This is a genomic window from Streptomyces rubradiris (genome assembly GCF_016860525.1).
GTDB classification, from domain to species: Bacteria; Actinomycetota; Actinomycetes; order Streptomycetales; family Streptomycetaceae; genus Streptomyces; species Streptomyces rubradiris.
The window spans coordinates 3247093-3260129 of the sequence record NZ_BNEA01000015.1; the positions used below are offsets into that span (position 1 = coordinate 3247093).

Annotated in this window: 11 protein-coding genes; 3 read left to right on the forward strand and 8 right to left on the reverse strand. The window is 73.3% G+C overall.

Features of this window, described 5'->3' with window-relative positions:
* Window positions 1–95: 95 nt before the first annotated feature.
* From Srubr_RS27440 to Srubr_RS27450, 3 genes are all read right to left on the reverse strand, one after another.
* Complete coding sequence (locus tag Srubr_RS27440) at window positions 96–1577, reverse strand: helix-turn-helix domain-containing protein (RefSeq protein ID WP_189993978.1); 1482 nt, start codon at window positions 1575–1577, stop codon at window positions 96–98.
* Window positions 1578–1775: 198 nt separating this feature from the next.
* Window positions 1776–2261: a DUF3017 domain-containing protein gene (locus tag Srubr_RS27445; protein ID WP_189993980.1), complete on the reverse strand. Its 486-nt coding sequence runs from the start codon at window positions 2259–2261 to the stop codon at window positions 1776–1778.
* Complete coding sequence (locus tag Srubr_RS27450; protein WP_189993982.1) at window positions 2251–3105, reverse strand: bifunctional methylenetetrahydrofolate dehydrogenase/methenyltetrahydrofolate cyclohydrolase; 855 nt, start codon at window positions 3103–3105, stop codon at window positions 2251–2253. Before Srubr_RS27450 ends, Srubr_RS27445 begins: the two co-directional genes overlap by 11 nt.
* 230 nt (window positions 3106–3335) lie before the next feature.
* Here Srubr_RS27450 and Srubr_RS27455 point away from each other — a divergent pair, with 230 nt between their 5' ends.
* Window positions 3336–3995 carry an RDD family protein gene (locus Srubr_RS27455; protein WP_189993984.1) on the forward strand — a complete coding sequence of 220 codons (660 nt, stop codon included), beginning with the start codon at window positions 3336–3338 and terminating at the stop codon, window positions 3993–3995.
* Window positions 3996–4088: 93 nt separating this feature from the next.
* Here Srubr_RS27455 and purH read toward each other — a convergent pair whose 3' ends face one another.
* Complete coding sequence (purH, locus tag Srubr_RS27460) at window positions 4089–5654, reverse strand: bifunctional phosphoribosylaminoimidazolecarboxamide formyltransferase/IMP cyclohydrolase (protein ID WP_189993985.1); 1566 nt, start codon at window positions 5652–5654, stop codon at window positions 4089–4091.
* Entirely contained in the window at window positions 5651–6289 is a 639-nt protein-coding gene (purN, locus tag Srubr_RS27465; RefSeq protein ID WP_189993987.1) for a phosphoribosylglycinamide formyltransferase, read from the reverse strand. The genes purH and purN overlap by 4 nt, the downstream gene beginning before the upstream one ends.
* Before the next feature lie 283 nt (window positions 6290–6572).
* On the opposite strand from purN, the gene Srubr_RS27470 reads away from it, so the two are divergent.
* Window positions 6573–7601: a hypothetical protein gene (locus Srubr_RS27470; protein ID WP_189993989.1), complete on the forward strand. Its 1029-nt coding sequence runs from the start codon at window positions 6573–6575 to the stop codon at window positions 7599–7601.
* A 19-nt stretch (window positions 7602–7620) separates the two neighbouring features.
* Here Srubr_RS27470 and Srubr_RS27475 read toward each other — a convergent pair whose 3' ends face one another.
* The gene (locus tag Srubr_RS27475) at window positions 7621–9561 is read right to left on the reverse strand and encodes a cell division protein PerM (RefSeq protein WP_229926621.1); all 1941 of its coding nucleotides are present in this window, start codon (window positions 9559–9561) and stop codon (window positions 7621–7623) included.
* 273 nt (window positions 9562–9834) lie between these two features.
* Here Srubr_RS27475 and Srubr_RS27480 point away from each other — a divergent pair, with 273 nt between their 5' ends.
* Window positions 9835–10629 (forward strand): RNA polymerase sigma factor, encoded by a 795-nt coding sequence (locus Srubr_RS27480; protein WP_373313464.1) that lies wholly within the window; start codon window positions 9835–9837, stop codon window positions 10627–10629.
* Window positions 10630–10785: 156 nt separating this feature from the next.
* Here Srubr_RS27480 and sucD read toward each other — a convergent pair whose 3' ends face one another.
* Window positions 10786–11670 carry a succinate--CoA ligase subunit alpha gene (gene sucD, locus Srubr_RS27485; protein WP_189993993.1) on the reverse strand — a complete coding sequence of 295 codons (885 nt, stop codon included), beginning with the start codon at window positions 11668–11670 and terminating at the stop codon, window positions 10786–10788.
* A gap of 26 nt (window positions 11671–11696) precedes the next feature.
* On the reverse strand, window positions 11697–12872 hold the full coding sequence (gene sucC / locus Srubr_RS27490) for an ADP-forming succinate--CoA ligase subunit beta (RefSeq protein ID WP_030789386.1): 1176 nt from the start codon (window positions 12870–12872) through the stop codon (window positions 11697–11699).
* Window positions 12873–13037 lie beyond the last annotated feature (165 nt).

Here is a 13037-nt window from a genome sequence, read left to right on the forward strand (position 1 = left end):
GCGGCCGCCGGTGGGGGCCGGAGTTCCGGACTCCCGTGGGGGTACGGTCCGCGTGCCCGGGATCCGGGCCGTCTATGCGCGCCTACCGGAATTTTTCACTCCGTACAGCCGGTCTGGCCCGTCGCGAGCGTGGCGCACGCCCTGGCCTGGGCCGGGTCCCGTACGGCGACCATCGGGGTGTACCCGATGGTGTCCCCCACGGCGGTGATGTCGCCCGTCTGCCGCTCCTTGCCCGCGGTGACCCGCACGCTGTCGCCCGGCTCGCCGCTGGTGATCCGGCCCCAGACGGTGCCGCACACCTTGCTGTAGCGGACCTCCAGGGTGGTGGTGCCTACGGTGGCGGTCTTGGCGGTGGACACCAGGTCGCCGCCGCACCCCATGGCCTCGGCGTCCTTGCCGGTGCAGGCGGACCCGGCGCACTTGACGCCGGGCGGCGGGGTGGCCGGGGCGGAGGCCGACGGGGAGGGCGACTTGGCCCCGGCGGCCGAGCCGTCGCCGTCGCGGTGGGTGAGGTAGAAGACCCCGCCGATGAGGGCGAGCACGCCGACCAGCCCCGCGAAGAACATCACCACCTGCTGACGGCGCGCGGACCACCGCTCCCCCGGCGCGGGGCGCCCCTCGGGAGTACGGGCGGGACCGGGCACGGCACCGGCGGGCGGCGCGTCCAGGGCGCGGGTGGCGTCGAGACCGGCCGGGCCGCCGACGGCACCGGGCGGGGCCGGGGTGGCGGCCGCGGCCGCGTTCGGCCGGCCCGGGGACCGGGCACCCGGCCGGGCGCTCGCCGGGGACGGACCCCGGTAACCGGCCACGCCCCAGGAGTTCTTGACGGGTTTGTCCGCGCCGCCGGCCTTGCCGCCGTCGGCCGTACGCGCACCGGAGCCGCCGTCACCGGCCGTGCCCCCGCCCAAGCCGCCACCGCTCACCGCGCCGGAGCCGGAGCCGTCCCGGGAGAGCGTGCCCGTGTCGGCACCGGCCGTACGCCCACCGGACCCCTCGCCGCCGGCCGCGCCCCCGCCGGTGTCGGCGTCCCGGGCCGACGGCTGGGCCGGGATGGCGGGCTTCACCCAGCCGGGGCCGCCGCTCCCCGGCACCACGCCGGTACCGGCTCCGCCCTTCCCGAAACCTTTCGCCGGGCCCTTGCCGAGCCCCTTGCCGACACCCTGTCCGGCGCTGACGCCGGCCCCCTTCCCGGCAGCCTGGCCCACGCCCCTGCCGAGACTCGCGCCGGCGCCCTGGCCGGCGCTCTTCCGGTCGCTCTGGCCCTCCGCGATCCGCAGTGCCTGCAACGTGCTGCCGTCCCGCAACTCCGCCTGGCGCCAGGCGCGTTCGGCCAGTTCCCACAGGGTGGTCAGCGGGCCCGTAGGGGTGCCGGTGACCTCGGCGAGGGCGATGACCGCGCCCTTGGGCGCCAGCAGCCGGCCGCCCAGGTAACGCTCCCAGGACGTCGCGCCGTAGCCCGTCCGGTCGGCCAGTGCCGCGATGCCCAGACCGCTGCGGTCCACGAGTTGCCGCAGTTCGTCGGTGAACTCCCTGATCTGCGGGTCCAGATCGTCCGGCAAGGCTTTCCATCGAGGCATGGGTTCCCCCTCTTCCCCCGGTCGTGCTGTCGATCCCGCGCACCCCGGCCACCCACAGGGATGCGCTGACCAAGGATCCCAGTTCCCGGAGCCGGACGCACACACGCGAAGGCCGACGGCCGTGCGGGGACGGGGGGATACGGCAGGTGGCCCGCGCTCCCGGGCGGGGGGCGCGGGCCACCTGGCGTACGGCGGGCGCTACTTGGTGAGCGTGAAGTGCAGGATGTCCTTCAGGAAGGGCAGCTTCAGCAGCGGGTCGGGCTGGATCATCAGCGCCAGCAGGACGATCACCAGGCCCAGGAAACCGTACGTGGCGATGTCCGTGAAGCGGGAGCGTACGGCGAGCATGCCGACGTCGGGCAGCAGCCAGCGCAGCACCGCGCCGCCCAGCAGCGCGAGACCGATGATCAGCGTGCCCGCGCGGAACGCGTCCAGCGCGGTCACCAGCAGGCCGAGGGCGACCAGGCCGACGACCGCGAGCAGCGGCCACTGCCGGGCGGGCGCCGGGGCGTCGCCGGGCGCGGCCCGGCCGCCGCCCTCGGGCCGGGCGGTGTCCTTCGTACGCCATCTCCTGGGCGGTATCCGCCCGGCGCCGCCGCGCGGGAAGCGGCGCGCGCGGCCCGGCCCGGCGCCCCTTTCCCGCGGGGTGGGTTCCGCGTGCCCACGGGCGTTCTCAGCCGGCACTGCGCTCCGCCGCCTCGACCACGTTGACCAGCAGCTGGGCCCGGGTCATCGGGCCGACACCGCCGGGGTTCGGGGAGATCCAGCCGGCCACCTCGGTCACGTCGGGGTGGACATCGCCGACGATCTTGCCCTCGGCGTTGCGGGAGACGCCGACGTCCAGGACGGCCGCGCCGGGCTTGACGTCCTCGGCGCGGATCAGGTGCGGGGAGCCGGCCGCCGCGATGACGATGTCGGCGCGCTTGAGGTGGGCGGACAGGTCGCGGGTGCCGGTGTGGCACTGGGTGACGGTGGCGTTCTCGCTGCGCCGGGTGAGCAGCAGCGGCATCGGGCGGCCGATGGTGACACCGCGGCCGACGACCACGACCTCGGCGCCCTTGATCTCCACGCCGTGGCGGCGCAGCAGGGTGAGGATGCCGTTGGGGGTGCAGGGCAGTGGGGCGGGCTCGTTCAGGACCAGCCGGCCGAGGTTCATCGGGTGCAGGCCGTCGGCGTCCTTCGCCGGGTCCATCAGCTCCAGGACGCGGTTCTCGTCGATGCCCCGGGGCAGCGGGAGCTGGACGATGTAGCCGGTGCAGGCGGGGTCCTCGTTCAGCTCGCGGACGACCGCCTCGATCTCCTCCTGGGTGGCCGTGGCGGGCAGCTTGCGCTGGATGGAGGCGATGCCCACCTGGGCGCAGTCGCGGTGCTTGCCGGCGACGTACTTCTGGCTGCCGGGGTCGTCCCCGACCAGGATCGTGCCGAGGCCGGGCGTGACGCCCTTCTCCTTCAGCGCCGCCACGCGGGCGGTCAGATCGGACTTGATCTCGGCTGCGGTGGCCTTGCCATCGAGAATCTGGGCGGTCATGCCCCCATCCTCGCGGATGACCCGGCCCCGGTTCCAATCCGGGTGTCACGTCTCGGTCGTTGATGTTGCACTTGCACAACACCTGAGGTCACCGGCTGGACAAATGTCGACTCTTGCCAGGACGATGATCGGCGCAGTACCGCGGTCTGGTGGGGGGCAAGCCGCTCAGTTCCTGACGTTCCTCCGTGCCTTCCGCGCCGTCCCCGAAGCGTTAACAGAGGAAATCCGTCATGAGTTACGGCTCGCCCAACCCCGGTTTCGGTCCGCCCCAGGACCCCCAGCAGCCCTACGGCTACCCGCAGCAGGGCCAGCCCGGTTACGGCTACCCGCAGGCACCCGGCCTCCCGCCGCAGGACGGCGGTTACGGCTATCCCCAGGCACCGGGCTTCCCGGGTGGCCCGGCCCCGCGCGTGGCCTCGATGGGCCGCCGCTTCGGCGCCCGTCTGATCGACGCCGTCGTGTTCGGCGTGATCTACGGCATCCTGATCGCGGTGGGTGTCGCCGGCATGGTCGGCGAGGCCGAGAAGTGCGACCCGTCGTCGATCGGCTACGAGGCCTGCATGGACGACGCCGGTTCGAGCATCGCCGGCGGCCTGGCCGCGGCCATCGGTGTCATGGCGGTGATCGGCCTGGTCTACGAGTGGCTGATGACCGGCCTGTGCGGCGCGACCCTCGGCAAGCTGGCCGTCGGCATCCGCGTGGTCAAGGTCGAGAACGGCCAGAAGCCGGGCCTGGGCAAGTCGTTCCTGCGCTGGATCATCCCCATCGTGGGCAGCTTCGCCTGCGGAATCGGCCAGTTGGTCGTCTACCTGTCCCCGTTCTGGGACAAGTCCGGCCGCCAGCAGGGCTGGCACGACAAGGCCGCGAGCACCATGGTCATCCAGAACTGACCGCACGCGCCCACGGAAGCCGTGCACCCTTGAGGGTGCACGGCTTCCGCGTGTACTCACTCCCGCCCCCGCCCGGCGGGGCGGGTGCGGGGATCAGTGGAAGAAGTGGCGCGTGCCCGTGAAGTACATGGTCACGCCCGCCTTCTTGGCGGCCTCCACGACCTGCTCGTCACGGATCGAGCCGCCCGGCTGGACGATCGCCCGCACGCCGGCGTCGATCAGGATCTGCGGGCCGTCGGGGAAGGGGAAGAAGGCGTCGGAGGCCGCGTAGGCGCCCCGGGCCCGCTCCTCACCGGCGCGCTCGACGGCCAGCTTGCAGGAGTCGACGCGGTTGACCTGGCCCATGCCGACGCCGACCGAGGCACCGTCCTTGGCGAGCAGGATCGCGTTGGACTTCACCGCGCGGCACGCCCTCCAGGCGAAGGCGAGTTCCCTCAGCTCCGCCTCGGACAGCGCCTCGCCGCTGGCCAGCGTCCAGTTGGCGGGGTCGTCGCCGTCGGCCTGGAGCCGGTCGGTGATCTGGAGCAGCACACCGCCGTCGATGTGCTTGGCCTCGCCCGCGTTGGCGGGGGCGCCCAGGGCCTTCAGCACGCGGATGTTCTTCTTCTTGGCGAGCGCCTCCAGCGCGCCCTCCTCGTAGTCCGGGGCCACGATGACCTCGGTGAAGATCTCGGCGACCTGCTCGGCCATCTCCTTGCTGACCGGCCGGTTCACCGCGATCACACCGCCGTACGCGGAAACCGGGTCGCAGGCGTGCGCCTTGCGGTGCGCCTCGGCGACGTCCGCGCCGACCGCGATGCCGCAGGGGTTGGCGTGCTTGATGATCGCGACGCAGGGCTCGTCGTGGTCGTACGCGGCACGGCGGGCGGCGTCCGTGTCCGTGTAGTTGTTGTACGACATCTCCTTGCCGTGCAGCTGCTCGGCCTCGGCGAGGCCGCCGGTGCCGTCCACGTACAGGGCGGCGTCCTGGTGCGGGTTCTCGCCGTAGCGCAGGGTGGCCTTGCGTGTGTAGGTGGTGCCGGTGAAGTCCGGGAAGCGGGAGTCGTCGGCGGGGGCGTAGGACGCGGCGAACCAGGAGGAGACGGCGAGGTCGTACTCCGCGGTGTGCCGGAACGCCTCGGCGGCCAGCCGCTTGCGCGCGGCGAGGTCGAAGCCGCCGTCCTTGACGGCGGCGAGGACGTCGGCGTACCGCTCCGGGCTGGTGACCACGGCCACGGACGGGTGGTTCTTGGCGGCGGCGCGGACCATCGAGGGGCCGCCGATGTCGATCTGCTCCACGCACTCGTCGGGCGAGGCGCCGGAGTCGACGGTCTCGCGGAACGGGTAGAGGTTCACCACGACCAGGTCGAACGGCTCCACGCCCAGCTCGGCGAGCTGCTCCCGGTGGCTGTCCAGGCGCAGGTCGGCGAGGATGCCCGCGTGCACCTTGGGGTGCAGGGTCTTCACCCGGCCGTCCAGGCACTCGGGGAAGCCGGTCAGCTCCTCGACCTTGGTGACGGGGACGCCCGCGGCGGCGATCCGGCCGGCCGTGGAGCCGGTGGAGACCAGCTCCACACCGGCCTCGTGCAGCCCGCGGGCCAGCTCTTCGAGCCCGGTCTTGTCATAGACGCTGACAAGCGCACGGCGGATGGCCCGCTTGGCGTTGCTCTCGGCGGTCACTGGATAACTACCTTTCGTCCCTCAATGCGATAGCCGTGGCGGGCGAGCCGTCCCACGACCTCTACGAGCAGCCTTCGCTCGACTTCCTTGATGCGCTCGTGCAGCGCGCTCTCGTCGTCCTCGTCGCGGATCTCGACCACGCCCTGGGCGATGATCGGGCCGGTGTCGACGCCGTCGTCGACGAAGTGGACGGTGCAGCCGGTCACCTTGGCGCCGTACGCGAGCGCGTCGCGGACGCCGTGGGCGCCGGGAAAACTGGGGAGCAGGGCGGGGTGGGTGTTGACGAAACGTCCGCCGAACCGGGCCAGGAACTCCTTGCCGACGATCTTCATGAACCCGGCGGAGACCACGAGGTCGGGCTCGTGGGCGGCGACGGCCGCGGCGAGGGCGGCGTCCCACTCCTCGCGGGTGCCGTAGTCCTTGACCTTCCGCACGAAGGTGGCGATGCCGGCGCGCTCGGCCCGGGCCAGTCCCTCGATGCCTTCGCGGTCGGCGCCCACGGCCACGACCTGTGCGCCGTACGCCTCGGGGCCGACGGCGGCGATCTCGTCCAGCAGCGCCTGCAGATTGGTGCCGGAGCCGGAGACCAGCACGACGAGGCGCTTGACTGCCGGGCCGGCGGAGGTGGCGGCCACGATGGGGCCCTTTCTCGGGTTGCGATCCGTGTTCGGCCGGTTTGTACGGTCGTACGAATGCTTCACGCCCCCGGATACGGGGAAGTCTACGAAGCGGCCGGCCGTCAGCAACGATACCGGCACTCCGGACGGGCCCCCCGGGACGGGTGTCCGGCCGGACGGTAGCGTTCGCGGGGAATCACGAAAGAGCAACCTCGGGAACGCGGTCGTCGTGCGGTGCGTTCACGGAAGAGGAAGCTCACGACGGAACTGCCGTAGTCACCTAGGGGAAGACGCTCTTTTGATGCCCGATCGCAGCCTGCGACACCTCACGTTCCCGCCGCGCCCGGCCCGGGGAGGCGAGCGGGGCGCCGCACTGCTGCGCGAGCGCCCGTCCTCGCCGCCGGCCCACACGCCGGGAGGCGGGGGCGACGGCTCCGGGCGGGGCGGTTTCGGACAGGGCGGTACCGCACAGGGCGGTTCCGGCGGCTCGGGGCACGGTGGCTCCGGACGGGGCGGTTCCGGCGGCTCGGGGCACGGTGGCTCCGGGCAGGGCGGCGAGCGGCAGGACGACAATCCGTTCGCGCCGCCGCCGGAGGGCGCTCCGGACCGGCCCTGGCGGCCCCGGACCCCGGGGAATCCGGGAAATGCCGGAGATCCAGGAGGCGCGGGCGGACCCGGGTACGGGCCGGGGCAGGGGCCCGGCGCGGGGCAGCAGGGCCAGGGTCATGGGTACGCCCCGTGGCCGGGGGCCGGTGCGGGTCAGGGTCCCGGTCAGGGGCAGGGCCCAGGTCAGGGGCAGGGTCCCGGGGGCGGGGCGCCCTGGGGCAGTCAGTGGAGTGACCGGCAGCCCGGCCGCTCCCCCGACGGCTTCGGCCAGCGGCCCGGCGGCGGACCGCAGGGGCCCGGCGGACCGGCCGGTCCCGGCATGCGCTGGGACCCGAGCGACCCGGCCCAGCGCCGCGCGCGGTACGCCCTGCTGTCCGGCATGTGGTCCGTCTTCTTCGTCCTGTTCAGCTGGCCCTACGTGGCGCTGCTGCTGGGCGCGCTGTCCCTGTACTGGGGCAGCAGCGCGCTGCGCGCCAAGCCGCGCTCCCAGGCCCCGGACGCCCCGGCGGCCCCGCCCGGCCGGCCGCAGACGACGGCGGCCGTCGGCGGCCTGATCACGGCGTCCCTGGCGCTGGTCCTGGTGGCCTCCACGTTCACGGTGCAGCTGGTCTACCGCGACTACTACACCTGCGTCGGCGACGCCCTCACCCACGAGGCCAAGCAGTCCTGCGAGACCCTGCTGCCGAACGAGCTGCGGGGCGTACTGGGCGACCAGGACGACTGAGGTCACAGGACGGCTGAGGTCACCTCTCGCCCGGGGTCGCTCGCCCGAAGGAGTCGGGGCGGGGCTCCGGTCCCTCCGGGTCGGCGGACGGCTGCCCGGCGAGGGGCTGTCCGGCAGATGACTGCCCGCCGGCGGACTGCCCGGCGAGCGGCGGGTCGGTGGCCGGTGTGGCCGCCGGTCCTGACGCGGCCCGCCTCAGGGCCGCCCAGCGGGAGGCGCGGGCCACGTCGTCGTGCCAGTCACCGGCGCGGGACTCGCCGAACGGCGTGGGGAACGGGTCCTCGGCGGGGAGGAAGTCGTAGAGGTCCTCCTCGGCGGCCTCGGCCGCGGCCTCCGCCTGCGCGGGAACCTTCCTCCTGCCCCAGGCCCGCCATCCGGCACCGGCGCCGTCCCCACGGCCGCCCGGCCCCGGCACCGCACCGGCCCGGGCGGGAGCCCCGGTGGCGCCCGTGCCCGGATGCGCTTCCGCCGTCCGGCCAAGGTCCGCTTCCGCCGTCCCGCCCGGGTCCGGCGTCTCTTCGGCCGCCCTCGCCGGGCCGGGGGACGCCGCGGCCACCGCCTCGCCGCTGTCCTTGTCCCCTCGGCCCCCCTTCGGCGCCGTACTCCCCGCCCCCTTCGCCGGTCCCCCGACGGCCCCCGGACGCCGGCCGCGCAGCAGCCGCCAGGCGCGGGAGATCAGTGCCACCGGCAGCGCGAACACCGGCGTCCAGAGCCCGGCCGCTCCCCCGGCGCGCGGCCACGGCGGGCCGAGGCGGGACAGCGTGGCAACGCCCAGGGGGCCGCCGGCCAGCGCGGTGAGCAGGGCTACGGCCACCGCGCAGACCGCCCCCGTCAGCAGCACCACCCCGGCGGTCTGGCCGGCCGACCAGCGGGCCCGGGCCGGCTCCCCGGGTCCCGGCGGCCGTACCGCCGCCCGCGCCACGAACCACCCCGCCGTCATCCCGGCCACCGCCGGGATGACTCCCACCACCCAGTGCTGCGGCGTACCGGCACCCGGTTCCGGCACCGCGGCCAGCAGCGGGAACGGCGGCAGCAGCGGGGCGGGGTCGGAGGCGAACGGGTCGACCAGGTGTCCGGCGCCGAGGGCGAACCCGGGGCCGAGGGCGTAGGAGGCGGCCCACACCGCGGCGTTGGGGATCAGCGCGATGCCGAGCAGCAGCACGGCGAACCGGCCCGTCCAGCCCTCCGTCAGCTGGAGGAACGACGTCCGCGCCGCCGCGCCGTGCCACACCAGCGACACCCCGGCCAGCAGGGCGCCGCCGCCGAGCAGCACGGCGGTGGCGGCACCGGCGGCCCGTGCCGCCGCGCCCAGCCGGGCCCGCTCGTCCGCGCCGAACACCGGTCGCCGCACCCGTTCCGGCACCACCGCGAGCACGCGCAACAGGGGCTCGGCGGGGCAGCCGTGGCCCGCCCACACCCCGGCACCGGCCGCGCTCGCCACCACGGCCGGGAGACATACCGTCAGCCAGCCCCAGTGGGGGCGCAGTTCGCCGCCGGAGCAGTACAGCGCCGTGGCGACGCCGACGCCCAGATAGCCGAGGACCACGCCGGTCCACGCCGTGCGCGCGGGCACCGGTGGCGGGCCGTCCGGTTCGGCGGGCGCGTCGGTGGCGTCCCGCGCCGCCCGGTACAGCAGCCACACCGGCAAGGCGAGCAGCAGCAGCGGGGTGATGCCGACGGGCATGGGGGTGCCGGAGAGGGTGTCGGTGCGGACCAGTTCGACCCCGTGCCCCAGCAGCCACAGGGCGGCGGTGACGTGCAGCGCGCCGGCCGGTCCGCTGTCGGGGTACGGCGAGCTGACCCACAGCGCCATGACGAGGACCGCCGTGGCGCCGAGGCCCAGGCCGGCCGCGACGGCTCCGGCCAGCAGGCTCGCGGCGAGTCCGGGCGAGCGGTCGCGCAGCCGGGAGAGGGCGGGTGACGACGAGGGGCGCACGGTCATCCGGATCACGCACGCCATGCTCCCAACGACACGCGCTTTCCCGGTGTAACAGGCGAACCACCGATGTGTCGCCCAATATGTGTTTATGTTCTTTTTCGTACGAAAGGGTGCATGGTGACGACGCAGAACCCTGCCGGCCCGCCACCGTCGGGCAGCCGCCGACGTCCGCGCCGGTCCCGGCCGCTGACGCAGGTTCAGAAGCCCGACGAGCGGACGGCCCCCGGCGCCGCGGACCCGGAACCCGGCCGACGGACCGAGTCGCCCGATGTCCCGTCCGACCCGTCACGGCAGTTGACACCCGATCAAGCCTTCGACGCCCTCTACGCCTTCTGCGCCCCCGCCCTCGTACGCCAGACCTATCTGCTCACCGGGCGCCGGGAACTGGCCCGCGAGGCGGTGGAACGGGCCTTCCAGCTGGCCTGGCAGCGCTGGCCGGACGTGGCCCGGGACCGGGATCCGGCCGGCTGGGTGCGCGCGGTGGCGTACGACTGGGCGCTCTCCCCCTGGCACCGCTTCCGCCCCCGCCACCGGTCCCCGGAGCCCCCGCCCGCCGACCCGGCCGACCGGGAACTGCTGCACGCGCTGCTCACACTGCCGCCGGCGTACCGGCGCACGCTCGTCCTGTACGACGGTGTGGGGCTCGATCTGCCGGAGACTGCGGCGGAGACGGAGGCGAGCACCCCGGCCGCCGCCAGCCGGCTGACCCATGCGCGCGAGGCGGTGGCCGTGCGGCTGCCGGAGCTGGCCGATCCCGCCGCGCTCCACCGCCGGCTGCTCGAACTGGCCTCGGCCGAGCGGCTCGGCTCGGCCCGGCCGACCCATGTGCGCACCGGCTCCGAGCGCCGGAACGTCTTCTGGACCAGGGCGGCCATCGCCTTCACGGTGACGATCGTCGGCGCGACGACGCTCACGCTGCGGACGGCGCCGACGCGCTACGAACCGCCGATCGCCCCGGCACAGGCGGTGCGGGGGGTGCCCGCGGTGAGCGGAATGGGCCCGCTGTCGCGGGAGGAACGGGAGCTGCGCGAGAAGCTGAGGCGAGCGGAGACCAACGGACCGGAGAGGGTGTTTCCGGAGGCACGGTGAACACGGGCCACCCGGCTGTCCGGCCGGACCGGGCATCCGGCTGTACGACCGGGCGGCGGATGTACGGGCCTGGCGGCCCCTTCGGTGCGTGCGCTGAAACGCCGGCAGGCCCGCCCCGGGCGACGGGGCGGGCCTGCCGACGAGTGACCGGGCCGGTCAGGCCGAGAGGATCTCCCGGGCCAGCTTCGCCGTCTCGGTCGGGGTCTTGCCGACCTTGACGCCGGCGGCCTCCAGGGCCTCCTTCTTGGCCTGTGCGGTGCCGGAGGAGCCGGAGACGATGGCGCCGGCGTGACCCATGGTCTTGCCCTCGGGCGCGGTGAAGCCCGCGACGTAACCGACGACCGGCTTCGTCACGTTCTCCTTGATGAACGCCGCGGCACGCTCCTCGGCGTCACCGCCGATCTCACCGATCATCACGATGAGGTCGGTCTCGGGGTCGTCCTGGAACGCGGCCAGGGCGTCGATGTGCGTGGTGCCGATGATCGGGTCGCCACCGATGCCGACGGCGGTGGTGAAGCCGATGTCGCGCAGCTCGTACATCATCTGGTAGGTCAGCGTGCCGGACTTCGACACCAGGCCGATGCGGCCCGGCTTGGTGATGTCGCCCGGGATGATGCCGACGTTCGACTGGCCCGGGGTGATGATGCCGGGGCAGTTCGGGCCGATGATGCGGGTCTTGTTGCCCTTCTTGCCGGCGTACGCCCAGAACGCGGCCGTGTCGTGCACGGCGATGCCCTCGGTGATGACGACGGCCAGCGGGATCTCGGCGTCGATGGCCTCGACGACCGCGTCCTTGGTGAACTTCTCCGGCACGAAGATGACGGAGACGTTGGCGCCGGTCTTCTCGATGGCCTCCTTGACGGTGCCGAAGACGGGTACCTCGGTGCCGTCGAAGTCCACGGTCTGACCCGCCTTGCGCGGGTTCACGCCGCCCACGACGTTCGTTCCGTCACCGAGCATGAGCTTGGTGTGCTTCATGCCGGTGGCGCCGGTCATGCCCTGGACGATGACCTTGCTGTCCTTGTTGAGCCAGATAGCCATGGTGGTTTGAGTCCTCGTCCTCGTACTTACTTGGCGGCGGCCAGCTCGGCGGCCTTGTCGGCCGCGCCGTCCATGGTGTCGACGCGCTGCACCAGCGGGTGGTTGGCGTCCGTGAGGATCTTCCGGCCCAGCTCGGCGTTGTTGCCGTCGAGGCGGACGACGAGCGGCTTCTCGACCTTCTCGCCGCGGTCCTCCAGGAGCTTCAGGGCCTGCACGATGCCGTTGGCGACCTCGTCGCAGGCGGTGATGCCACCGAAGACGTTCACGAAGACGGACTTCACGTCCGGGTCGCCCAGGATGATCTCCAGGCCGTTCGCCATGACCTGGGCGGAGGCGCCGCCACCGATGTCCAGGAAGTTGGCGGGCTTGACGCCGCCGTGCTTCTCACCGGCGTACGCGACGACGTCCAGGGTGCTCATGACGAGACCGGCGCCGTTGCCGATGATGCCGACCTCGCCGTCCAGCTTGACGTAGTTGAGGCCCTTCTCCTTGGCGGCCGCCTCGAGCGGGTTGGCGGCGGCCTTGTCGTGGAGCTCGTCCCAGTCGTGGCGGAACTCGGCGTTGTCGTCCAGCGACACCTTGCCGTCGAGGGCGATGACCTCACCGGAGGCGACCTTGGCCAGCGGGTTGACCTCGACCAGGAGGGCGTCCGACTTGATGAAGGTGTCCCACAGCTTGACCAGGACGTTCGCGACCTTGTCCGCGACCTCGGCCGGGAACTTGGCGGCCTCGACGATCTCGCGGGCCTTGGCCTCGTCCACACCGTCGATGGCGTCGATCGCGATCTTGGCGACGGCCTCGGGGCGGGTGGCCGCCACCTCCTCGATCTCCATGCCGCCCTCGACGGACGCGATGGAGAGGAAGGTGCGGTTGGCGCGGTCGAGGAGGAAGGAGACGTAGTACTCCTCGAGGATCTCCGGAGCGGTCTCGGCGATCATGACCTTGTGGACCGTGTGGCCCTTGATGTCCATGCCGAGGATGTCCGTCGCACGGGCAACGGCCTCGTCCGGGGTGGCGGCCAGCTTCACGCCACCGGCCTTACCGCGGCCACCGACCTTCACCTGCGCCTTGACGACGGACTTGCCGCCGAGCCGCTCGGTGATCTCGCGCGCCGCCTCAGGCGTGTCGATGACTTCACCGGCCAGCACCGGTACATCGTGCTTGGCGAAGAGGTCCCTCGCCTGGTACTCGAACAGGTCCACGCGCTTCCGTCCCTATCAGTGATCTCGCGGTTCGTTGGATGCGTGGGCGTGCCGCGAAGGGCAACGTGACGTCCGCTTGTCACAAGGGAGGCGCACACGGTGTCCGAGCGCGCGGCATGTCCGTCTCGCAGGTTATCGCCGCTTGAGGGGGCTCCCTAAATCGAG